Below are 23,395 nucleotides of genomic sequence, written 5' to 3'. Positions count from 1 at the left end.
AAGCATAGGTTTCGCAACGACATTCGACTGAGACTGTTGCCCGTGGTCAGAAATCGATTCTGAACAAGGTGATCCTTCAGCCTGAGCGAGAGTATACACATCTCAACCTGTCGCAATGGGGACAGAACCGATCATCGCCCCATATGGTGCTCTCGAGGAAAAGCCGCGCTTGACGTTCAGTCGGCATCTTCGTCCAGACATCGCAGACGGACTTCAGTTCGGTGATCATGGTGCGGCCTCGCTTCGGAGGGAACCGAAAAGATTGGCCGATTTCTTCCAACCAAAAGCAGCTACGTTAATGGCTTAGCCGGGGCCTTTGCGAGGCAAGCAGGCTTAGCATTTCCAAAAAGCCTGCTTTTTCTTGTCGATAATTGGGAATAGTTTTGTTGGTCGAAGTCGTGGTTGGGTCACTGATGGCGCTGATCGCAACCCAAGTGAATGGCAACGCGGGAATATTTTACATGGAAATTCAGGCATCCTACACAAGCGTCTACCGGCTATCTTTCACACCTGTTCCTCATACCAAACAACTAGGTACACACGTGCGATGTGGCATCTGATACTTGATGCAGGGTCGTCCATTTGCGACTGGGCATTCACTTCACTCTTCTCAAAAAACGCTTCAACCGCTCATCTCTTGGCTGACCCAGCACTTTCTCGGGCGGACCTTGCTCTACAATACGCCCCCCATCAATGAATATGACGCGATCCGCAATCTCGCGCGCGAACTGCATTTCGTGGGTTACAATCAGCATGGTCTGACGACGCTCGGCCACCCGTCGAATGAGGTCGAGGACTTCTCCTACCCATTCGGGGTCAAGCGCAGAGGTAGGCTCGTCAAACAGCATCAGAGACGCATCAAGTGCCATGGCGCGGCCGATCCCGACGCGTTGCTGTTGCCCGCCTGAAAGGGCCGCCGGGTAGCTGTCTGCCTTCTCGGCCAGCCCTGTTTCGGCCAGCACCTCCATTGCGCGACGCTCGGCCTCGTCTCGGGGACGCTTCTGGACGGTTATCAGCGCCTCCATGATATTCTGCTTGGCGGTCTTGTTGGCAAAGAGGGCATAGTTCTGGAACACGAATGCCGTGCAGCGCCGAAGGGTAAGGATATCGGCGCGCGATGCACGTGCCGTATCCACCGTGAGGCCGCCGATCGAGATGGTGCCGGATTGCGGCCGGTCGAGAAAGTTGACGCAGCGCAACAATGTGGATTTGCCCGTGCCCGATGGTCCGATCACGACGACGCGCTCACCCTCTTCAATCGTCAAGTCGATGTTGTCCAGCACTGGTGTGCCATTGAAGCGCTTGGTCAGTCCCTCGATCTTGATCATCGCACGTATCCTTTGTTCAACCAGATCTCGAGCCGTTGCTGACCCTGATTCAGTATCTCGACGATGATCCAATAGATGATTGCCACCACGAGGAAGGCTTCGAAATAGAGGAAGCTCCCGGCCGCCTCCTTCTGTGCTGCGCCCATCATCTCGGTCACGCCCAGAGTGAAGGCAAGCGAGGTGCCCTTGATCATGTCGATGAAGTAGTTGACCAGCGTCGGCGCGGCGATCCGTGTTGCTTGCGGAAGAACAATTCTGCGCATCATCTGGCCCTGAGTCATACCGATGGATTGCGCGGCCTCCCATTGGCTGCGGTCGACGCCTGCAATGGCCGCGCGGATGCTCTCTGCCATGTAGGCGGAGAAGTGGAGCGTCAGCCCCATGATCGCCGCGGTCACGCCATTGATCTGGGTCAGGAAGGACAACACCTGAGGCAGCCCGTAATAGAACAGGAAGAGTTGAACGAGCAGCGGTGTGCCGCGAAAAAAGCTGATGAAAAGCATCACCAGCCAGTCCAGAACCGGCACCTTAAATACCCGTTCAACCGCCAGAAGCGACCCGAGGATGAGCGCCAGCACCATGCCGGCCCCGGCCATAATTAGGGTGAGCGGTACATAGCCCAGGATAACGGGCACCAGCCCGAGCATGTAGTCGAGGTCAAGTGCCCGCATGGTTCAGTTCACTCCGCCGATTTCGTGATATCGCTGTCGAACCACTTATGCGAGATCTCGGTCAGCGTGCCGTCTTCCTGCAAACTTGTCAGCGCGGCATCGACACGGTCGCGCATGGCCTGTCCCGCCTCGTCACTGCGAAAGGGGAGCGCATTGCGGATTTCGGAAAATGGCGCGCCCGCCAGTTCCAGCGGGAGAGGGCTCTCCGCGATCACTTGCGCCGAGGAAACGCGGTCCATCACAAAGGCATCAACACGCCCGAGCGCCGTATCCTGCTCTATATTGGACTCATACGTCCGTATGTCGATTTCATCGGCGTTCGGCAGATCGCGCAGCAATTGCTCGAAGTTCGAGCCGAGGTTGACGGCAACGGTCTTGCCAGAAAGATCCTCGATGCCTTCGATTTCCGAGTTGCCTTCACGCGTCACGACCTGGGCGCCATCAACCACGTAGGGCTGCGTGAAGATGAACTTGGCCTCTCGCTCGGGCGTGATCGTGATCTGGTTTGCGATCGTGTCGATCCGCTCAGCTTCAAGCGCTCCGATGAGGCCCGAAAAGGACATCGTCTCGAACTCGATCTCGAGCCCGGCTTCTTCTCCGACGGCATTCATCACATCGACTTCGAACCCTTGCAATTCGTCCTGGCGCACGAAGGTGAAGGGGAAGTAGCCGCCGGACATGCCAACGCGCAGCGTTTCGGTGTCTTGCGCCAAGACCGGCGCACCAGCGATGGTGGCTGCGACGGAGATGGCGGGGAGGATCTGTTTCAGCATTTTCTGGCTCCTTGTGGCCGTTTGAAGGGCATACGTGCCCATGCAATTGTCGACCCACAACCAAACTGGTGGAAAAAGGATGCTGTCCACGTGATAAATACCTCCGGCGCACTTTGGTTCCCTGAAAGATCTTAGGTAGGGTGTAATGTTCCATGCCCTTCGGAAAACCCAGAACGGAAGAAGTGCTGCATACCTGAACTTCACGTACCACTTAATTGAGCGTGAGCTGGTCCAGCGCACCTCGGCATTGGCAACGACCACTAAGCCCGGCACTCGCGCTGTTCATCGGGATCACGCGAAGCATTGATCTCGTAGGCGTGATTGAGCAAATTGCAGCGCGGCGAGCCTTTTGGGGGTTCTCGATCTAACGCGGGTGCGCGAAGAGCGCCGAAAGACTGGAAGCCTGCGAATAGCGATCATCTTCCAGACAACGACGTATAATTGCCGTTGGCCGCTCTCATCTACGCTTGCAATCGCGGAACCGAAGCTGTTGGGTTCGCCCGCGGATGCCTGGCCCAAGGGTCCGTGAACAGCCGCCCGAATGCCGCGAGGTCCGGAAATGACAGTCATCCTGCACGTCTGGGCCCTGCTTTTCGGCGTGTTTCTCATCATGATCGGCAATGGCATGCAATCCACACTGATGGGTGTGCGCGGCGGGCTGGAAGGGTTCTCGACATTCGAGCTGTCGATCGTGACCTCTGCCTATTTTGTCGGCTTCCTGATCGGCTCTCGGATGGCGTCGAGTTTTATCCGCAGTGTCGGTCACGTGCGGGTCTTCGCGGCTTTGGGCTCCTTCATGTCCGCGGGCCTGATTGCCTTTCCGATATTTGTGGAACCCTGGGCCTGGGCGCTCATCCGCCTGTTGCTGGGGTTCTGTCTGTCGGGGGTCTACGTCTCTGCCGAAAGCTGGCTGAACGACAAGGCGACGAACACGACGCGCGGGACCATCCTGTCGGCTTATATGCTGGCGCAGACCTTCGGTATGGTCGGCGCGCAGGTGTTGGTCGGCGTGATACCCGTCGAGACCTTCACGGTGTTCGCGGTCGCCTCCATCCTGGTGTCTCTCTCCTTCGCGCCGATCCTGCTGTCGGCAAGCCCCGTGCCATTCGCGGAAAACATCAAGCCGATGAGCCTCAAGCGGCTCTACTACACTTCGCCTCTCGCGACGGTAGGAACACTGCTGCTGGGCGGCGTGTTCGCGGCTCAGCTCGGCATGGCCTCGGTCTATGGCAGCGAGATCGGTCTTTCGACGGGCCGGATCACGCTCTTCGTGGCCTCCATCTTCGTTGGCTCCATCCTGTTCCAGGTCCCAGTGGGCTGGCTGTCGGACATCTTTGACCGGCGCCTGCTGATCCTCGGGGTCGCCGTGGTCGGCGGCGTCGCCAGCTTGATACCGTGGCTCTTTGGTCCGAGTTTTCCGGTCCTGCTGGGCACGGGGGTTATCATGGGCGGCATGGCCTCGCCGCTCTATTCGTTGCTGATCGCCTATTGCAACGACTATCTGGAGCTCGAGGACATGCCCGCGGCCTCGGGCGGAATGATCTTCATTTATGGCCTCGGCGCTATTGCCGGGCCACTTGTCACGGGCCAGATGATGGATTTCATCGGCGATGATGGGTTCTGGCTGTTCATCGCCGGCACCTTCCTCGCGATCGCTGCCTGGTGCGCCTATCGCATGACGGTCCGCTCTGCGCCCCCTGCGGACGAGGCGGGAGACTATGTTTCGCTTTCGCCGAACGCGTCGCAGGTGGCCGTGACCGCGGTAACCGAGTGGACGACCGAGCAGGAAGGGGAAGGGGAGAACGAGTGATGATCCCTCACGCAACTGGTCTATAGTCAGCCATGACGTCCGTCTGGCGTTTGGAACGCGATCTCCGCGCTTCGTTGTGAGGGTGTAAATCATGCTGTGAGCTCAACGAATGACTGAGATCTCGATAATTCAGTAAAGCGACATCTGTGTCCATCAACGGCCGGATCGGGCCGAGACCTTCACAACGGAGAGCGCGCTTCGCCCTTCCGACTATTCCTTCAAGGCGCTACGCAAGACCGATTGTCGAGGATGCACCGCAGCGTTGGCAATTTGAAGGTTCGTTAGTTGTGAGAAGAATTGCGCCTCAGGATGCAGAGTAGTCCTGCGGGGAAACGCCGAAAATGTCTCTGAACCTTCTTGAAAAATGGGATGCAGAGCTGAACCCGCAAGCGGCCGCTGCGTCGGTGACGCTTATGTTTGTATCGGACATGAGCGACCGTGCGCGATAGAGCCGTGACAAAATTACGAATTTCTTCGGCGTGGTCGCCATATACTTTCGGAAAAGCCTTTCCATCTGGCGACGAGATATCCCGAAACGATAAGCAACATCGTCCAGGCTTCCCAATTCGTCCAGATGCGTTTCCATAAACTCGGCGATCTCAATCAGCTTGCGGCTCTTAACGTTGAATGTAGCAGCCAAGCTGGATTTTTGCCTTTGCTGGCGGTGCCTGGCAACGTCGTGCAAACACATGCTGGAAATGGTGCCCGCTAGCAGGCTGCCGTAGCATCGGCGTATATGGCAAATCATCATATCCGTAGGGGCGCTGCCTCCGGCACATGTCCAAATCCGTCGGTCAAAGGTATAGATTTGATCTGACGCTTCGAGCTGAGGATACCGCTCCTGAAACGCGAGAAGGTTTTCCCAATGCAGTGTGAACGCGCTGCCTTGCAGGATGCCTGCTTGCGCCAATGTATAGGCGCCCGTGCATATGCCGCCAACTGTTTGGCCTTGCCGCCACAGGCGTCGGATGTGGTCGGCGACCTTTCTCGAAGCATTTTTTTCCGGGTTCACGCCCGAGCATACGAGAACGGCGTCGGTGGCGGAAATATCTTCCATGGTTCCGTTCACTCCGACGGTTACGCCATTGGAGCATTCTACCGGTTGTCCGTCCTCCGATACGCAACGCCAGTGAAATATTTCCTTGCCCGTTAGCTGGTTGGCGAGACGCAGTGGTTCGACGGCGGAACTGAAAGCGTTCATTGAGAATTCGGGCAACAACACGAAGGTGAAGCTTTCCGTTTGGAACTCCTGTTCGAATTCGCAGAATGCGATCCCGCGCGGTATCCAGTTCTTTGTCATATCGTGCTTCTGCTATTGTCTGCCTATTTTCTTCAAAGCCCGAGGGCTCGACGTTTTTCCGTTGCGAACCCCTGGACGAGCCTGTCGGCCACTATCGCAAGTACCGCCATCGCGGCACCGGCAGTAATGCCGAGACCGACATCCGCCTGACCAAGAGCCAAGTAGATCGACTGGCCCAGACCAGTCGTGCCGATAAGGGCTGCTATTACGAGCATTGCGAATGCGTACAGGATCGTCTGGTTCAGCCCCAAGAGGATTGTCGGGACAGCGTAGGGGAGGCGGATTTCGAAGAGTGTCTGCGATTGCGTTGCGCCAGAGGAAACGGCTGCCTCGACGAGTTCGTCCGGGGTACTGATCAAGCCGTGCCGCGTGTAGCGGATCATCGGAACAATCGCGTAAAGGCAGATCGCCAGGAATGCCGAAAACTCGCCGATCTGGAAAAACATGAGAACTGGAATGAGAAAGACGAAAAGCGGAATGGTCTGAAGCATGTCGCAAACCGGTCGCATCACGCGCCATGCCAAGGGACTGACAGCGCAGATCAGTCCGATGCCGCCGCCGAGCAGGGCGCACGTGAAAACGGACGCGCCCGAGAGGTAGATCGAAAGCAGAGCCTGGTCCCAAAGACCGCTGAATAGGATGAACGCAAGCATAAGTGCCGAGAAGACCGAGAGGCTTCGTCCGCCCGCGACCCAACCGATCATGGCCGCGGCGATCAGGACGAACGGCCAAGGGAGGTCGGTGATGCCGGTTTCCAAGACGCCTGCCAGGATGAAGATCACAAGACCGAGCGTTATTTTTCCGCGTAGGATGCCAAGGATCGCGAGGATGGCTGCGCCGGCGAAAAATGTCGCGCTCAACGGGGATGTCCATTGGAAGCCCCATGTAAATGGCAGGACAGCGCCGTCGAACCCGATGCGTAGAGGAAGCAGGACGTAGTACATCGCCCCGTTCTTGATGGTGTCGAGTGTCGCTGCATTTGCAGCGAGGACTTTCGACAGCGTGGTGTCAAGCCAGCCTGCAACTGGTTGCAGAACATTGATCGTGCCGCTTTCCGGAATGATCCCGCCGAATACAAGCGCGGCGCCGACGCCGAGCAGGAATAGCGCGAGGGCGACACGGATGTCGTGGCGTTGCTGGTCCTCGGCAAGCTTGCCGCTCATCCGGTCGATGATCACCGCGAAGACGACAATCACGAACCCGGCCAAAAGGCTGGGGCCAAACTGCGCTTTGCGCATGGTCAGCAGAACTTCCCAGCCGATATCGTCGAAGCCGCCAATGACTGCCGCGATGATGACCATGCTAAGGGCTGCCATGAGGCATTGGTTCACGCCCACCATGATCTGTGCTTTTGCCGAAGGGAGTTCGACGAGAAACAGTTGCTGAATGCGGTTGCCACCGCTCATGACTGCCGCTTCCTTGATGTCGGGCTCGACCCGCTCAAGGCCGAGTAGCACGTTTCGCGCCATGGGCGGTGCGGCATAGATTGCCGATGCGATCAGGCCGACGACCGGGCCGAAGCCGAAAAGAACGAGGAGCGGTGTGAGGTAGGCGAATGTCGGGACTGTCTGCATAACGTCGAGGGTCGCCTGAACCGCTGGTTTCAAACGGGGAATTTCGTTCGCCAAGATGCCGGTGGCCGCGCCGGCGATAAGCGCCAGTGGGACGGAAACAGTGACGAGTGCCAGCGTACGCATCCCCTCGACCCAGAAACCAGTCGCCAATACGAAGATCATTCCGATCAGGCCAAGGACGGCGTAGCCGGTGCCGCCAATGAACCATCCCAGGGCGGTAATCCCCGCCACGATGGTGAGCCAATGAGTCTGGGTCCAGAACGCGTTTGCCCAGTCCATCGGATAGGTCAAAAGTGATGAGAACACCCTGGCGAGTGGCTTGATCAGGTTGAGGAACCACCCGACGCCAGCATCCACCCATTCGGTGACGGGGAGTGTCCATGCCTCGGGAAACTTCACGAGCCACGAAAGGTAAGGTGTCAGCGCCATGCAAATCGCTCCGGTTGCAAGAACGATAAGCGCTGCAAGGGCACCACGACCGAGGCGTCGCGGACCATCGGGCACTGTGGCGATATCACTCTGGATTGTCATGGATCCTCGGCTTGAAGTGCAGATGCCAGATCGCTGGGATCGACCGTGCCAATAAGGTTGCCACCGGCATCGTGGACCGGAACGGGCGCATACTTGGCGATACAGGTTGCGAGTGCCGCTTCGAGTGTCATGTCCTGCCGCAGGGCCGGACCATCCGGAATGACTCCGTTGACGGGTCGCATGACCGATTGGACCCGGGCGTGCCGCCCCTTGGCCACATCCTTGGAGAATTCTCGGACGTAATCATCAACCGGGTTGAGCACGATTTCAGCGGGCGTACCGATCTGCACGATTTTGCCGTCGCGCATGATCGCGATCCGGTCGGCGATCTTGAGCGCTTCGGCTATATCGTGTGTGATAAACACGATGGATTTTTTCAGCCTGGCCTGGATTTCGACGAATTCGTCTTGAAGCTGACGGCGGATAAGCGGGTCGAGCGCGGAAAATGGCTCGTCCAAGAACCAGATATCGGGGTTGGCGGCGAGGGACCGCGCGATCCCGACACGTTGGCGCTGACCGCCCGAGAGCTCGCGGGGGTATGCTTTCTCGCGTCCGGCCAGTCCCACGAGCTCCAGGACTTCGTGGGCGCGCTCGACACGGTCCGCCTTGGCGCGGCCCTGCATCTTGAGCGGAAACGCAACATTTTCGGCGACTGTCATGTGCGGGAACAAGCCGAAATGCTGGAACACCATACCAAGCTTTCCCCGGCGCAGCTCGGTCATGCGGGATTTGCTGGCTTCCAAGATGTTGTCGCCGTCTATGAGGATTTCTCCGCCCGTCGCTTCAATCAGGCGGGAGATACAGCGTATCAATGTTGACTTTCCCGACCCCGAAAGCCCCATGATGACGAACAATTCACCACTCTGGACGTCGAAGGTTGCATCTTGTACGGCTGGAACGAGGCGCAGGCCGCGCAGGGACTGCGCGGCAGCTTCGGCATCATGGCCGGTTTGGGTCAGTGCCTTGTCCAGATGGTCTCGGGCTCCGGATCCGAAGACCTGCCAGACGGAGTTGCACCGAATGGCAGGCCGGGTGGCATCATTTTGGGTCATCACCACGTCCGAACCTTCAAGGTGTGGCCGCGTCGACGACGGGGCGCCATTGGTCTTCGTTGTCGGCCATCCATTTTGCAACGACGTCTTCGACGGCGACACCGTCGACGTCCACCTTTCCCATCAGCGGTTGCTGCACTTCGACCGAAAGCTGGAACTCGCTGAGAATCTCGTAGGCGGCGGGCCACTTGTCCTCGAAGCCCGCCCAGGTGGCCTTGAATATACGTGTCGGCGCGAAATCGCAGTCATGAGTGGCATTGGGGTTCACTCCCCAGGATGCATCTTCGAAACACTGCTCGTTGCCTTCGGGCAATTCAACGAATTCCACGTCGTAGGCGGCCATGGCCCAGTGAGGTTGCCAGAACGTAATCAGCAGTGGCGACTGTTTTTCGGTGGAGGCGCGAAGCTCTGCAATGAGCGCGCCTTCGGATCCCGCGGGCACGGCCTTGAACGGAAGACCAAAGCCGCTCATTCTGTCGGCGCCAGGTGTGCCCCAATCGGCAGGGTAGTCTACGAGACGTCCATTCGGAATCGTTTCGGCAGTTGCAAACCTCTGCGCGCAGTCGTTCAGTGCTTCCCAGGCTGGCAGGCCGGGACAGAGATCTGCCACGTGCGATGGGTATGCAATTCCTTCTTTCGCATCTAGTCCAAGATCGCCGATCTCGCTCAGGGTATTGGCTTCCAACTGTTTGGCATAGTCATCAGATACGTTCGAAGACCAAATCTCGAGCGCTGCGTGGATCTCGCCATCAGCCATTGCTTGGTACATGTTCATGTACCCCGCGGTTGTGTATTCGACCTCGTAGCCTGCTTCCTTAAGCATCTCACCGGCGATATGGGTCGTGATATGCTGTCCGGTCCACTCATTGATTGCCAGCTTGATCGGTTCGTCGGTTGCGCCAAGTTCGGCGGCGTTCGCCACGCCGGCGGCGGTCGAAAGGACGATACCTAGTGTCGTCGCGCGCATTGTTTTCTCCCTGTCGTGATGTTTTTGATTAATTGATTGTGGCGACGAACACCTTTTGGGTTTATGTATTTTCGACTGATTTTTAACATGAGTCGTCGTATGAAGCTGCTCTCCGACACAATGCTGAATGTGATTGTGGTCACGACTCCGCATTTTAACATGTCGGCGACCGCCGGTTTTCTAGACCCGTTTCGCGCCGCGAATTATTTGGAGGCAAAGGCGTTGGTCCGGTGGTCGATCCTGTCCGAACAGGGCGGTGCCTGTACCGCCAGTAACGGGATGACGATCAATACGCAGAAGTTATCGGAGGCGAGAGAAAGCCGGCCAGATATCGCGATTATATCGAGTAGTTGGACTCCGGAAGCCAACCGCAGCACGCAACTTCATACCATACTCTGGCGATGGGAACGCCAAGGTGCAACGCTGGGAGCCCTAGACACAGGTGCGTTCATTCTTGCCGAAGCCGGGCTTCTCGTGGGGCGGCGCGCCACGGTTCACTACGAACATATTGATGCGTTTGGCGAGATGTATCCCGACTGCGAGATATCGGAGGAACTTTTTGTATACGACGGCAATCGAGTCTCGTGCTGTGGAGGTAGCGCATCGGTAGATTTTGCTCTCAATCTGCTGCGCGGCACACATGGCGACGAGATCGCAAATGCGACCGCGCGATATATTTTTCATCAAAGTGTGCGGCCCGTGGGGACAAAGCAGCATGTCGGGGATCTTGAGCCGCTGGGCAATACCGCACCCTCGACAGTGAAGCGTGCCATTGCCTTGATGGAGACTCACCTCGAGACGCCTTTGTCTATCGAAAATATCAGCAAGCAACTTGGTGTCTCTCAACGTCAGCTAGAGCGGCTGTTTCGCGAGTATGTCCGTAAGACGCCATCTCTTTATTACAGAGACATCCGGCTGGATCGAGCGCGCGGACTTGTCACGCAGACGGAAATGCCGCTGTCGCAGGTGGCACTTGCGTCGGGCTTTGCCAGCCAGGTTCACTTCAGCCGGGCGTACCGTGAACGTTTCGGGCTGCCGCCGCGCACGGACCGAGTAGAGGGTCGTGTGCCGTTTGAATTCCGGGCTTGGCCGATGCACCGGCGCAGCGAATAGCAACACTGCTGCGCCACGGCGAATCGAGTTTTGTCTGTGTCGATCTGCGCACATTTCGATGCATTTTCTCGGGCGATGCTTCTACGCATATCACTTAACGCACGCCGTCCGCGCAGCGGACCTCGCTAGGGAGCACAAAGATGACGGAACTGCCTTCGAAAGCCGATTTCTCTCTCATCCGGCTGGGCTACTCGCAAGACTCCAGCCGGTCGATGTCGTTGCATGCTGATTGCTATACCAAGCCAGCCTGGTACGAAGCAGATTTGCAGGCGATAATCGCCAAGACCTGGCAGTGGGTTTGCCATGTCGAGAAGCTACGCGAGCCGGGATCCTATGTGACGGTGACCATAGCGGAGCGGCCTATTGCCGTGGTGCGCGACCGCGAGGGTGTCTTGCGCGCTTTCTACAATGTCTGCAAGCACCGGGCACATGAACTGCTGCGGGGCGAGGGCCAGACAAGCCGGATCATGTGTCCTTATCACGCTTGGGTCTACAAGTTGGACGGGCAACTGGTGCGCGCACCGGAGACTGATCACCTGGAGGGTTTCCAACCGAAAGAGATTTGCCTGGACACAGTGCAGGTGGAGGAGTTTTGTGGTTTTATCTTCGCTAATCTGGATCCGGAAGCAGCCTCGCTGCGGGAACAGTCGGGCAACCTGGAAACCGAAATCCGCCACTGGGCACCTGGTCTGGAGGACCTGACTTTCGGGCACCGGCTGACCTACGACATCAAGTCCAACTGGAAAAACGTGGTCGATAATTTTTTGGAGTGTTATCACTGCCCCACGGCCCACAAAGATTTCTGCGACCTGGTGGACATGGACACCTACAAGGTCACCACGCATGGTATCTATTCCAGCCACATGGCGGATGCAGGCCAAGGGGCGAATTCGGCCTATGATGTGTCAAATGCCACGGTCCGAACTCACGCCGTCTGGTGGCTTTGGCCGACGACCTGCCTGATGCGATATCCGGGTAGGTCGAGCATGATCATTCTAAACATCATTCCCGCCGGGCCGGACCGGACGCTGGAAACCTACGACTTCTTTCTGGAAACGCCAGAGCCGGATCCGATGGAGTTGGATGCGATCCGCTACCTCGACGAGGTGTTGCAAGTCGAGGACATCAGTCTTGTGGAAAGTGTGCAGAGGGGGATGAGCACCCCTGCCTTCACGCAGGGGCGTATCGTCAACGATCCGACGGGTTCAGGCAAGTCTGAGCATGCTGTTCACCATTTTCACGGCCTTATGCTGGATGGTTATGAAAAGGCATTCGGAGGATGATGCGCAAAATGAGCCGACCCAATATCGTCATCGTCATGGCGGATCAGTTGGCGCCACAGTTCACAGGCGCCTATGGTCACAAGGTGGCGAAAACCCCGCATATGGACGCGCTGGCAGCACGGGGCATGAGGTTTGACGCAGCCTACTGCAACTCTCCGCTCTGCGCACCGTCGCGATTTTCCTTTATGTCAGGGCAGCTTATCAGCCGGATTGCCGCATATGATAACGGGTCCGAGTTTCGCGCCTCGGTGCCGACTTTCGCGCATTACTTGGGAAGCCTTGGCTATCGGACTTGTCTATCGGGCAAGATGCACTTTGTGGGCCCCGACCAGAAGCACGGGTTCCGCGACCGGATCACGACGGATATCTACCCGGCCGATTTTGCCTGGACACCGGATTGGGAAGCCGCCGACGAGCGCATCGATAAGTGGTACCATAACATGCAGACCGTGAAAGAAAGCGGGCTCGCACAGGCCACTTTCCAAATCGACTATGACGAGGAGGTCGGTTTTGCGGCGCGGCGGTGGCTCTATGACCGCGCGCGGGACAAGGCGACAGGTGAAGATCAGCCATTCCTGATGGTGGCGAGCTTCATTCATCCGCATGATCCCTATGTGGCGCGGCCAGAGTGGTGGAACCTTTATTTCGACGACGAGATCGACCTGCCGACGCCTTTTGCAAAGGAAGACCACGACCCCTTCTCGCAGAGGTTGATGGACGGGATCGAGGCATCGACCGTGATGCTGACTGAGGAAGAAACGCGCCGGGCGCGGAGGGCCTATCTGGCCAATGTAAGTTATTTCGACAGCAAATTGGGTGAGGTGGTGCGGACCCTGGAAGAGATCGGTTTGCTGGAAGATACCATCGTGATCGTCACTGCCGATCACGGCGACATGCAAGGCGAGCGCGGCCTATGGTACAAGATGAATTTCTTCGAGCATTCCTCAAGAGTTCCGCTTATCGCCGCCGGGCCGGGCGTGTCGACGGGGAGTGCGCAGAACGCTTGCTCGCTCGTGGACATGCTGCCGACGCTAATCGAGATGGCGGGCGGCGACGAAAGTATTCTGGGTGAGCCGGTGGATGGTCGCAGCCTAGTGCCGATGATGCAGGGGCAGGCAGATGAGATCGACGAGGCGATTGGAGAATACTGCGCCGAAATGACACCGGCGCCGGTCTTTATGATCCGGCGAGGGGATCTGAAATACATTCATTGCGACATCGACCCACCGCAACTGTATGACCTTGCGAAAGATCCTGGTGAACGGGTGAATCGCGCAAGCGACCCAGATTACCGCGAGCGCGCGGCGAACTTTGCCGAAGAGGTCGCGCGCCGATGGGATGGCGAGGCCCTTCGGCAAAACGTCATCGCCACCCAGCGCGCTCGCCGTGCGCTCCATCGCGCGATGGAAGTGGTGCCCCAGGAAGGCTGGGACTACGCGCCGCGCCGCGATGCGACGCAGGAGTATGTGCGCAACCACATGGATTGGACGGTGGCTGCAGCACGTTACCGGTTCCCGCCGTTTGAGGAAGATATGCAATGAGAGCGGGAAGGTTTTGCTCGGAAGATGCGGGCGTGTTCTGGATCGGCAACTATTGCGCGAGCCGAAATGAAGCCAACAACCGCGGCAAATCCCCAAAAGACATCGAAGGTTAGACAACAGCATGAGCAAGCCCGTCATCATCACATGCGCGCCAACGGGCGGCATCCACACGCCGACCATGTCGGAGTATCTGCCGGTCACGCCAAACGAAATTGCCGAAGCAAGCATCGAGGCCGTCGAGGCAGGGGCCAGTATTGTGCATTTGCACGCGCGGAATCCCGAAGACGGGCGGCCCGATGCACGCCCTGAGACTTTCATGCAGTTTCTCCCACGCATCAAGCAGTCGACGGGTGCCGTGATGAACATCTCGACCGGTGGTGGGTTGGGAATGACCCGAGAAGAGCGGCTTCGGGCAGCGGTTCATGCGAGTCCGGAAATGGCCAGTATGAACATGGGAAGCATGAATTTCGGCATCTTCCCGATGAAGGACAAGTATTCCGACTGGAAGCATGAGTGGGAACCCGAGTTCCTCGACATGACGCGGGATTTCATTTTTCGCAACACGTTTGCCGACATCGAATACGCGATGAAGGAACTGGGTGAGGGGCACGGCACGAAGTTCGAATTCGAGTGTTACGATGTAGGGCATCTTTATAATCTGGCCTGGGTCATCGACCAGGGATGGGTCAAGCCGCCCTTTTTCGTTCAGATGGTGTTCGGAATCTTGGGCGGGATCGGGGCGGATTTGGACAACCTGATGCACATGCACCGGATCTCCGAGCGCCTGTTTGGCGGCGACTACGAGTGGTCGGTTCTGGCGGCGGGGCGCCACCAAATGCCCTTCGCGACCCAGGCGGCTTTGCTGGGCGGCAACCTGCGGGTCGGGCTTGAAGACAGCCTCTATATAGGTCCGGGTCAGAAGGCCAAGTCGAGCGCCGAGCAGGTGCGCAAGATCAGCAGTATCGTGGAAAACCTAGGTCTCGGTGTCGCCACGCCAGACGAGGCACGCAAAAGACTTGGACTTAAAGGCGGCGACAAGGTCGCGTTCTGAAATATGGGAGGGAGTACATGCAGACAAGCATGCTGATAAATGGTGAGCTTGTGCAGGGGGACGGCGAGGCCTTGCCGGTTCTGGACCCGGCCACGGGCGAGACTGTGATAAGCATCAAAGAGGCGAGCGCCGAACAGGTCGAGGCCGCGACACGCGCATCGGAAGAGGCCTTCGAGACCTATCGATTGACACCTCCGGGCGAACGCGCAGCGTACCTTCTGGCCATCGCCGACCTTATCGAAACCAATATCGAGGAGTTGGCCGAGCTTGAGACACTGGACGTGGGCAAGCCTTGGCCCATGGCGCGGGACGAAGAAATGCCATTGGTCATCGACGTCTTTCGCTTCATGGCAGGGGCGGCGCGAACGCAGACAGGATCGGCTGCCGGCGAATACGTTCGGGATCACACATCAATGATCCGCAAGGATCCGATTGGGCCGGTGGCGTCGATAGCGCCTTGGAACTATCCGTTGATGATGGCCTCTTGGAAAATCGCAGCACCACTGGCCGCCGGTTGTTCGATGGTATTGAAGCCTTCGGAGATCACGCCGCTGGCGACATTGCGGCTGGCGGAGCTGATGCAGGATGTTCTGCCGAAAGGCGTATTCAATGTGATCCACGGGCGTGGACCGACCATTGGTGATCAACTCATCAACGATCCGCGCATGGAGGGCATTTCGATCACTGGTTCTCCAGCAACGGGCATGGCCGCGTTCAGAGCGGCGTCCAACCAGGTCCGGCACGTGCACCTTGAGCTTGGCGGCAAAGCACCTGTCATCGTGTTCGATGATGCCGATGTGGAGGCTTTGGCTGAGACCATTCGTTTCGGTAGCTTCTTCAATGCCGGTCAGGATTGTGCCCAACCTTGCCGGATCATGGTTCAAGACAGTGTATATGACGCGGTGGTCAAGGCGGTCACGGACCAGGTCGGTAAAATTCAAATTGGCGCGCCGCGTGGGGAAGGGACTGAAATGGGTCCCATCGTTTCGGCAGCGCAACTGGAGCGCGTGGCGGAGTTCGTTGATCGGGCCCGTGGCAGCGCCGAGGTTTGTGTCGGAGGTGCCGCCGGCGGCGGGGCAGGTTTCTTCTACCAGCCAACGGTGGTGGCCAACGTCGAAAACGATGCGGAAATCGCGTGTAACGAGGTATTTGGGCCCGTTGTAACACTATCGCGTTTCGCGGACGCGGAGGAGGCGCTGCGGGTTGCGAATGCAGGACGGTACGGGTTGGCCTCGTCCGTCTGGACGCGAGATGTGTCTACAGCCATGAAGCTTTCCTCGCAGTTGCGCTATGGCATGACGTGGGTGAACACGCATGGGATGCCCACGGCGGAGATGCCTTGGGCAGCGATGAAGGGATCCGGGACGGGCTGTGACATGAGCGTCTATGCGCTCGACGCGTACACCTCGATACGGCATGTGATGGTGGCACACTGATGGCGGGTACATCTCATGCTGCGGTCCTGGGAGCGGGCGTTATCGGCGCAAGCTGGGCCGCGCTGTTCTTGGCCTCCGGGCGCTCTGTCACGGTATACGATCCGGCGACCGACGTCGAAGAGATGGTGCAGGACTATATTGAAACCGCGTGGCCCGCAATGACCGAGCTTGGTCTTACCTCACGCGGTGTGCCTGACAATCTGAGTTTTGCCGCGTCGGCCGCGGACGCGGTTGCAGGGGCTGGTTTCGTTCAGGAAAACGTGCCGGAACGCCTGCAGGTAAAACATGTGATCTTTTCCGAGATCGAACCGGTTCTCGAGAAGGGCACGGTTGTCGCAAGCTCTGCCTCCGGGTTGACGCTAGGGCAGATGCAGGAGGGTTGGCGCGATCCGTCGCCCTTGGTGTTGGGACACCCGTTCAATCCTCCGCACCTTATTCCGTTGGTTGAGATTATGGGGAACGAGAGGACCGGCGACGGCGTTCTGGCCGCTGCGGACGCATTCTATTCGGACCTCGGAAAGACAACGATCCGGCTACACAAGGAAGTGCCCGGTCACGTGGCCAACAGGTTGCAGGCGGCAGTCTGGCGCGAGGCAATTCACCTGGCCGCCTCGGGGGTGGCCAGCGTTGGTGATATCGACAAAGCGATGTCGGCGGGACCGGGTCTCAGGTGGGCTGCGATGGGTCCGACCACACTGTTCGGACTTGGCGCCGGCGCGGGCGGGCTTGCCGCGTTCTGCGATCACTTTACGGACACGTTTCACGGCTGGTGGGAAGACCTGGGCAAACCTCAGCTCGATGATGACACCAGAAGAATACTGGTCGAAGGCCTGTCGGAGGCAACAAATGGCCAGTCTTTAAAGCAATTGGCCCGCGAACGGGACGCAATGATAGTCGCCATGCAGAAGGCGTTGCTTGGAACTCGGAAAGGCTAGGCAACGGACGGTTAGGACGGGGCACGAGTGGCGGCGCAGAACAGGGTTTTGACGCTTCTCATGCTGACACCTCTCGAGAGAAGGACCATTCAAATGACGCTTGAAGGAAAAGTGGCTCTGATTACGGGCGGGCGCGGCGGTATCGGTCGCGCGATTGTGGCCCGGTTCCTGCGAGAGGGCGCAAGGGTCTATGCTGCCGATCTGTCCGAGGAAGGATCTTTAAAGACGCATGACGACGATGGCAGCGTTTTCGTAAAGTTGGACGTAAGCCAGGAGGCCGATGCCGTTGCCGCAATGGAGCGGGTCGGCGAAGAGGCGGGACGCCTCGATATCCTTGTTAATGCGGCGGGAATCGAGATCGAAAAAACCATCGAGCATACCACGCTGGAGGAATGGAACCGGTCCTTTGCGGTGAACGCGACCGGCACGTTCCTCACATCGAAATACGCGCTGCCGCTGCTGCGAAAGTCGGCGGAAAGTGGCACGAGCGCCAGCATCATCAATTTCGGATCCTATGACGGGTTCATCGCCGACCCGGGGCTTGCGGCCTATTGCGCCACGAAGGGCGCGGTGCACGCGCTGACCCGCGCCATGGCCTGCGATCATGGACCGGAGGGAATTCGGGTCAACGCGATATGTCCCGGATACATAGACACGCCCATGTTGCAGAGCTTCTTTTCCGGGGACGGTTCTGGCGGGGGCGGCAAGACAATAGATCAGTTGCAGCAGGCGGTGCGTGATGTGCATCCGATCCGACGCTACGGCACGCCGGACGACATCGCGAACCTCGTGAACTGGCTGGCGTCCGACGAAGCACGCTATGCCAGCGGTCAGCTTTGGGTGCTGGACGGAGGGCTGTCCGCGCAGGTGCAGCAGATGAAACTGTGAGCAAACCGATGCGACTTGAGAACAAGACGGCGTTGGTCACCGGGGGGCGTCAGGGCATCGGCCTTGGCATTGTGCAGGCCTTTCTGTCGGAGGGGGCGAAGGTCACGACCTGCGGACGCGGGCCACGGCCCGACAGCCTGCCGGACGCTTGTGATTGGGTTCAGTCGGATGTCTCCGATACCGAGCAGGTGGCGAAACTGGCAGACGCGTTCCCGACGTTGGACATCCTTGTGAACAACGCGGGAGTGCAGGTTGAAAAGACCGTCGTCGACAGCACGGACGCGGACTGGGACCTGGTGATCGGTGCCAATTGCCGGGGGGTGTTCAACCTTTGCCGTACCTTCATCCCGCGCATGTCCGAAGGCGGGTCAATCATCAATATCGGCTCGATTTCCGGCCATGTCGCCGACCCGTCGATGGCGTTGTACAATGCATCCAAGGCGTTTGTGCACGGATTGACCCGCTCGATTGCGGTGGATCACGGTCCAAAGGTCAGATGCAACGCGATCTGCCCGGGCTGGATAGAGACCGGCATGCTGGATGCCGGTTTCGAACTATCGAAGGATCCGGATGCTGCACGGCGCGACGCGCTGTCCCGCCACGCGGCACGTCGTTTCGGAAAGCCTTCTGACATAGCTGCGATGGCGGTATGGCTTGCTTCGGATGACGCCGGGTACGCCACCGGCCAGATGTTCACGATTGACGGGGGCATGACAGCCGCATCGCCAGTAAATCCAGGTTTGTATTAGTGGCGACACGTTATGCCTCGTCGCCAAAATTCAAGGCGGAGTACTATGCAAAAGCGCCGGGCCAAGGCTACCAGCATTAACATAAGATAAATTATGCGCCTTTCCTATGTACTCTGGGCACATTCTAAACTGGGTTGCGACAAATCCCCTATCTTGCTGAAAAGCAAGGAGAACGGACATGGCCCACACAGAGCTGGATTTGCGTGAAAGACGCGCGATTGAAGACATGCTGAATTCAAAAGTGCCTGTGAACAAGATCGCGACCGAGCTCGGCAGGCACCGCTCGACCATCTATCGCGAGATCCAACGGAACGGATTTCAAGACGACGAGTTGCCGGAGTTGAACGGCTACTACGGCATCGTCGCGCAGCGTGAAGCCTCCAAGCGCCGCGCTCGAAGACGCAAACTGGTTCGCCTTGAAGACTTGCGCGCGCATGTCGTCACTCAATTGAAGATCGGCTGGACACCGGAACAGATTGCGGGTCGCCTTGGCTTTGATGACCAGCCTGTGCGTGTCAGCCACGAGACGATCTATGCCTACGTCTACAGCGCCGAAGGCCAATCAGAACAACTCGCCCGCCATCTGCCCAGTCGAAGAAAAAAACGGCAGCCACGTTATGCCAAACGCCCCAGAGGACAAGTTTTTCCGCCGGATCGGTCAATCCATGAACGACCCGACTACGTGAAGGCGCGCGAGACTTTTGGCGAATGGGAAGGCGATTTGATGATCTTTGAGCGCTCGCAGGGCACGATGAATGTCGCCTCACTGGTTGAACGCAAAACCCGGTTTGCCGTCCTGTTCCGCAACAACGACCGCAGCTCGACCCACTTCATAAACAAGCTGATGGATGTGATGGAACCCCTGCCCCAGCCCGCCCTCAAGTCGATCACCTTCGACCGGGGCTTTGAATTCCGGGCCTGGCGCAGGCTGAGGTCGGGCATCGGCACGGAGAGTTGGTTCTGCGATCCGCAAGCGCCCTGGCAGAAAGGCTCCGTCGAGAACCTGAACAAACGTGCGCGCAGATATCTGCCACGAGACACCCAGCTCGCGGCGCTCTCAAATCGCAATATGAAGGCGATTCGTGACCGCCTGAACAGCACACCCAGAAAGTGCCTCGGCTGGCGAACCCCAACCGAAGCCTTCAGGGAAGAGATGATGAAACTGAGATAGCGGAAACCGTCGCAACGACCCTTGAGCCATCACCATTGAATTCACACCCCGAAATGATCGCCCTTCCGTCTCCCGTTGGGCGATCCTGTAGCGACACCGGCATCGCCTTTTCTAAGGGCGCCTTGTGAGAACAAAAATCAACGCGAAATCACGTAAGGCTTTGATAATTATGTAATATACTGGGTTTCTCTCAGAACTTTACAACTCTTTAAGATTTCGAGCCCAAATGCTTCTCATAACAATTATGGAGACGCATATGGCCTGCCACTTTACTCAATTTTCAAGCAGCCTGGTACTGAATTCGGAAGCTGAGGCTTCGTACGCTTTAACTCTTCTGGACGCGCTACGCGATGACGAAACAACGTGCACGGGTATGCACAGTTTCGATGTTTCTGTGCTCGAGGCAGAGGACGCATCGAATGTTCTGTGGTTGCGCGACGCCTATGGCGATGCGGATATCGAGGCGGTGATCGCGTTCGTGCGGCGACTTGCCGAAGAGCTCGGGTGCACCGGATACTGGGGATTTCCCTACAGCGAAAGCTGCAGCAAACCACGTCTCAATGAATTTGGTGGAGGGGCATTCCTTCTCAATCTGGGAACCGGGAAACTTGAAGACCGGGTCACGACGGCGGATTGGTTTGAAACGACTTTGCAAGATATCGTTTCAAAGTTGCGGTAGCACGCTGCCTTATCGATGAAAGTGCCTTCGCTCGAGCGTACATGATGGCCGAACGCAACCTAATTCTGGCTTGTTCGCACCGCGCTCCGTGCGAGCGCTGCGATCAAATCCGTTCGAGCATCATCTCCTCGACCTCTCGCAGGCTCAGATTGAAACGGACGTACAGCCAGACCGCGTGAGCAAGGATATCGGGCGGGTAGCGGTGGCGTTTGTGGCTGATCGAGGGTTGGGTCATGCACTTCGAATACGCTAATGTCGGCACACCGCAACCGACGCCGAGTTTACGTGACAACACCGTTGAGATATATGTAGAGGTGATCGCTGGCCGTGGTGCATCCCGAAATGCGCAGCTCGGCCATCGCAAGTTCCGTTGAGACGTTCACCATTTCGGGCGTAAGGCCCGACCACATGGGAAAAGGGGTTCGAGCCAGCCGAAAAACTCCTTGTCCTGCACCGATCCGACGACCCGTATCAGGGACTGGTAAATGCGGTGATGGGTACTCACGAGCCCGGGCAGAACCATGTGACCCGTCAGATCCGCAGTTTCATCCGCGGCAGACGGAGGGTCTTCGTTGAGGCCTACGGCCACGATGCGCCCATCCTCGATGTAGACACCGCCACCCGCGATCTCGCGCCGCTCCGCATCCATCGTGACCACGCAGTCGGCGTTTTTCAGCAACATGGAGGTCATTCCTGCAACCCGGTTCTATTTTGGCCCGGCTTCGACGATCTTGCAGAGCAATTCGAACATGATGGATGCGCCCAGGAAGGCCGTGTTGCCCGACGGGTCGAAAGGCGGCGATACTTCGACAACGTCAGCACCGACGATGCGCACTTCTTGCAAATGCTGAACCACCTGGATTGCCTGATAGCTGTTGGGCCCTCCGATTTCCGGGGTGCCCGTACCGGGGGCGAAAGCCGGATCGACGAAATCGATATCGTATGAGACGTAGGTGTCCCCGTCCCCCGCGATGTCGCAAGCCTCGCGCATGACATCAGTTACACCACGATCATGAAATTCTTCGATAGGAATTACACGGACGCCAGCTGTCTTGGCAAAATCGCGATCTTCATTGTCATAGGTGGTGCCGCGGATGCCGATCATACAAACTCGGGCCGGGTCCAGCAGCCCCTCCTCGACGGCCCGGCGGAAAGGGGTGCCATGAGTGTATTTCGTGCCGCCGAAATAGCCGTTGAAGAGGTCAGTGTGGCTGTCGAAATGGATCATGCCCACCGGTGACTTTTCCGCGACTGCCCGCAGGATCGGAAGCGAGGACAGGTGATCGCCCCCCGCCGTCAGCGGCACGACGCCGGCGGCGATAACCTTTCGGTAGAAACCTGTGATCCGCTCCATGGTGTCCAGGATGTCGGTGGGGTTGGGCGGCACATCGCCCAGATCGGCGCAGCGGGCCATTTCAAAGGGGCGAACACCCGTGATCCCGTTTTGCGCGCGGATCATCGTGGATAGGTCGCGCAGCTGGCGCGGCCCGTGCCGAGGGCCGGGGCGGTTAGTGGTGCCGCTGTCCCAGGGCACTCCGATCAGGCCAATCTGCACATCCCTGAGCTTGGCGTCATCGACTCCCACATGCGGCAAGCGCATGAAGGTGGGAATACCTGCGAAGCGCGGTAGGTCGAAACCCGAAACGGGTTGGTAGTCCAGATCGCTCATGACGGTCCCCTTCAGTCTTTCTTAGCGGAGTGGCGTTCAGGGCGTATCCTTACCGCCCTGCTCGCGCATAAGGCGCATGATCTCTTTTTCAAGGTCTGAGTATCCGTCGAGGTCAAGAACCTCTTCCTTACTTTTATAGCGCTGGCCCTTTTTGAATTCTGGCGTGATGATCTTGTGCACGCGGCCCGGGTGGCTCGACATGAATACGATCTTGTCACCGAGGAAGATGGCCTCTTCGATGTCATGGGTCACCATGACGGTGGTGGTGTTGGCCGCCTCGGCGATGCCGACGAGCAATTCCTGCATGTGCCAGCGAGTTTCGGCGTCCAGTGCGCCGAAGGGTTCGTCCATCAGCAACAGCGCCGGATCGTTGGCGAGGGTGCGCGCGATGGCGACGCGCTGTTTCATGCCACCCGAAAGTTGCGACGGGTAAGCATCCTCGAACCCGCCAAGATGCACAAGATCAATGAATTTTTGTGCTCGTGCCTTGCGCTCCTCGACCGGAACGCTGTTGATGCGCATTCCGTATTCCACGTTGCCGCGCACGCTCAGCCAATCGAAGGAGGTATAGGCTTGAAACACCATCCCGCGTTCGCGGTCCGGACCAAATATTTCCGTGCCGTCCAGCTTCAAAACGCCTGTGGAGGGCCGCTCCAGTCCGGCGATCATCCGCAGAACCGTAGACTTGCCGCAGCCCGAAGGGCCGAGGATGATGCAAATCTCGTTCTGCTCCACCGTGAAGGATGCCTCTTCGATCGCCAGGATCTCGCGCCCGCCGCCTAGGGGAAAGCGCTTGGAAATGCCCTCGATACGCAGCTTGGCAGCAGGGCCGCTTTCGGCGGTGCCGGCCGATTTCAATTTCAGATCGGCCACG

At 58.2% G+C, this 23,395-nt stretch carries 20 protein-coding genes and 3 pseudogenes; 11 read left to right on the top strand and 12 right to left on the bottom strand.

The genetic code is table 11. The annotated features are described in order from the left end of the window. Positions 1–112: 112 nt before the first annotated feature. From FIU86_RS21445 to FIU86_RS21430, 4 genes and pseudogenes are all read right to left on the bottom strand, one after another. Positions 113–229 (bottom strand): annotated as a pseudogene (locus tag FIU86_RS21445) (transposase); the annotation flags it as partial. A 367-nt stretch (positions 230–596) separates the two neighbouring features. Then, positions 597–1,328: an amino acid ABC transporter ATP-binding protein gene (locus FIU86_RS21440; RefSeq protein WP_152477407.1), complete on the bottom strand. Its 732-nt coding sequence runs from the start codon at positions 1,326–1,328 to the stop codon at positions 597–599. Continuing rightward, entirely contained in the window at positions 1,325–1,999 is a 675-nt protein-coding gene (locus FIU86_RS21435) for an amino acid ABC transporter permease (protein WP_152477406.1), read from the bottom strand. Before FIU86_RS21435 ends, FIU86_RS21440 begins: the two co-directional genes overlap by 4 nt. Positions 2,000–2,007: 8 nt before the next feature. Further along, complete coding sequence (locus tag FIU86_RS21430; protein ID WP_152477405.1) at positions 2,008–2,772, bottom strand: amino acid ABC transporter substrate-binding protein; 765 nt, start codon at positions 2,770–2,772, stop codon at positions 2,008–2,010. Between the two features lie 559 nt (positions 2,773–3,331). On the opposite strand from FIU86_RS21430, the gene FIU86_RS21425 reads away from it, so the two are divergent. Next, entirely contained in the window at positions 3,332–4,582 is a 1,251-nt protein-coding gene (locus tag FIU86_RS21425) for an MFS transporter (RefSeq protein ID WP_152477404.1), read from the top strand. A 304-nt stretch (positions 4,583–4,886) separates the two neighbouring features. On the opposite strand, the gene FIU86_RS21420 is transcribed toward FIU86_RS21425, so the two are convergent. Genes FIU86_RS21420 through FIU86_RS21405 form a run of 4 tightly spaced genes read right to left on the bottom strand, consistent with a single transcriptional unit; the run spans position 4,887 to position 10,006 of the window. After that, positions 4,887–5,882 (bottom strand): GlxA family transcriptional regulator, encoded by a 996-nt coding sequence (locus FIU86_RS21420; protein WP_152477403.1) that lies wholly within the window; start codon positions 5,880–5,882, stop codon positions 4,887–4,889. A 32-nt stretch (positions 5,883–5,914) separates the two neighbouring features. Then, entirely contained in the window at positions 5,915–7,987 is a 2,073-nt protein-coding gene (locus FIU86_RS21415; RefSeq protein WP_152477402.1) for a proline/glycine betaine ABC transporter permease, read from the bottom strand. Next, complete coding sequence (locus FIU86_RS21410) at positions 7,984–9,039, bottom strand: glycine betaine/L-proline ABC transporter ATP-binding protein (protein WP_152477401.1); 1,056 nt, start codon at positions 9,037–9,039, stop codon at positions 7,984–7,986. Before FIU86_RS21410 ends, FIU86_RS21415 begins: the two co-directional genes overlap by 4 nt. Before the next feature lie 16 nt (positions 9,040–9,055). After that, complete coding sequence (locus FIU86_RS21405; protein ID WP_152477400.1) at positions 9,056–10,006, bottom strand: ABC transporter substrate-binding protein; 951 nt, start codon at positions 10,004–10,006, stop codon at positions 9,056–9,058. 99 nt (positions 10,007–10,105) lie between these two features. On the opposite strand from FIU86_RS21405, the gene FIU86_RS21400 reads away from it, so the two are divergent. The 10 genes from FIU86_RS21400 to FIU86_RS21355 all read left to right on the top strand — a co-directional run bounded on the left by FIU86_RS21400 (position 10,106) and on the right by FIU86_RS21355 (position 20,852). Continuing rightward, positions 10,106–11,119: a GlxA family transcriptional regulator gene (locus FIU86_RS21400; protein WP_152477399.1), complete on the top strand. Its 1,014-nt coding sequence runs from the start codon at positions 10,106–10,108 to the stop codon at positions 11,117–11,119. A gap of 140 nt (positions 11,120–11,259) precedes the next feature. Further along, positions 11,260–12,402, top strand: a complete 1,143-nt coding sequence (locus FIU86_RS21395; protein WP_152477398.1) for an SRPBCC family protein — start codon at positions 11,260–11,262, stop codon at positions 12,400–12,402. An 8-nt stretch (positions 12,403–12,410) separates the two neighbouring features. Continuing rightward, positions 12,411–13,943: a choline-sulfatase gene (gene betC, locus FIU86_RS21390; protein ID WP_152477397.1), complete on the top strand. Its 1,533-nt coding sequence runs from the start codon at positions 12,411–12,413 to the stop codon at positions 13,941–13,943. A 121-nt stretch (positions 13,944–14,064) separates the two neighbouring features. Beyond that, positions 14,065–14,994, top strand: a complete 930-nt coding sequence (locus tag FIU86_RS21385) for a 3-keto-5-aminohexanoate cleavage protein (RefSeq protein WP_152477396.1) — start codon at positions 14,065–14,067, stop codon at positions 14,992–14,994. 17 nt (positions 14,995–15,011) lie between these two features. Continuing rightward, positions 15,012–16,430, top strand: a complete 1,419-nt coding sequence (locus tag FIU86_RS21380; protein ID WP_152477395.1) for a gamma-aminobutyraldehyde dehydrogenase — start codon at positions 15,012–15,014, stop codon at positions 16,428–16,430. Further along, a complete protein-coding gene (locus tag FIU86_RS21375; protein ID WP_152477394.1) occupies positions 16,430–17,365 on the top strand; it encodes a 3-hydroxyacyl-CoA dehydrogenase NAD-binding domain-containing protein in 936 nt (311 codons plus the stop codon). Before FIU86_RS21380 ends, FIU86_RS21375 begins: the two co-directional genes overlap by 1 nt. A 93-nt stretch (positions 17,366–17,458) precedes the next feature. Next, positions 17,459–18,253, top strand: a complete 795-nt coding sequence (locus tag FIU86_RS21370; RefSeq protein ID WP_152477393.1) for an SDR family NAD(P)-dependent oxidoreductase — start codon at positions 17,459–17,461, stop codon at positions 18,251–18,253. 8 nt (positions 18,254–18,261) lie between these two features. Continuing rightward, a complete protein-coding gene (locus FIU86_RS21365) occupies positions 18,262–19,002 on the top strand; it encodes an SDR family NAD(P)-dependent oxidoreductase (protein WP_152477392.1) in 741 nt (246 codons plus the stop codon). 178 nt (positions 19,003–19,180) lie between these two features. After that, positions 19,181–20,173: an IS30 family transposase gene (locus FIU86_RS21360; RefSeq protein ID WP_152477391.1), complete on the top strand. Its 993-nt coding sequence runs from the start codon at positions 19,181–19,183 to the stop codon at positions 20,171–20,173. A gap of 256 nt (positions 20,174–20,429) precedes the next feature. Beyond that, the gene (locus FIU86_RS21355; RefSeq protein WP_152477390.1) at positions 20,430–20,852 is read left to right on the top strand and encodes a hypothetical protein; all 423 of its coding nucleotides are present in this window, start codon (positions 20,430–20,432) and stop codon (positions 20,850–20,852) included. Positions 20,853–20,961: 109 nt separating this feature from the next. Here FIU86_RS21355 and FIU86_RS21350 read toward each other — a convergent pair. The 4 genes and pseudogenes from FIU86_RS21350 to FIU86_RS21335 all read right to left on the bottom strand — a co-directional run. Further along, a pseudogene (locus FIU86_RS21350) lies at positions 20,962–21,087 on the bottom strand (IS6 family transposase); the annotation flags it as partial. 58 nt (positions 21,088–21,145) lie between these two features. Next, a pseudogene (locus tag FIU86_RS21345) lies at positions 21,146–21,543 on the bottom strand (8-oxoguanine deaminase); the annotation flags it as partial. Between the two features lie 15 nt (positions 21,544–21,558). Continuing rightward, positions 21,559–22,521 carry an agmatinase gene (gene speB, locus FIU86_RS21340; RefSeq protein WP_152477388.1) on the bottom strand — a complete coding sequence of 321 codons (963 nt, stop codon included), beginning with the start codon at positions 22,519–22,521 and terminating at the stop codon, positions 21,559–21,561. A 36-nt stretch (positions 22,522–22,557) separates the two neighbouring features. After that, positions 22,558–23,394: an ABC transporter ATP-binding protein gene (locus tag FIU86_RS21335; protein WP_254704047.1), complete on the bottom strand. Its 837-nt coding sequence runs from the start codon at positions 23,392–23,394 to the stop codon at positions 22,558–22,560. Position 23,395 lies beyond the last annotated feature (1 nt).

The organism is Roseovarius sp. THAF9, from assembly GCF_009363715.1.
Classification (GTDB): domain Bacteria; phylum Pseudomonadota; class Alphaproteobacteria; order Rhodobacterales; family Rhodobacteraceae; genus Roseovarius.
This window is presented reverse-complemented; position numbering and strand designations above follow the sequence as displayed.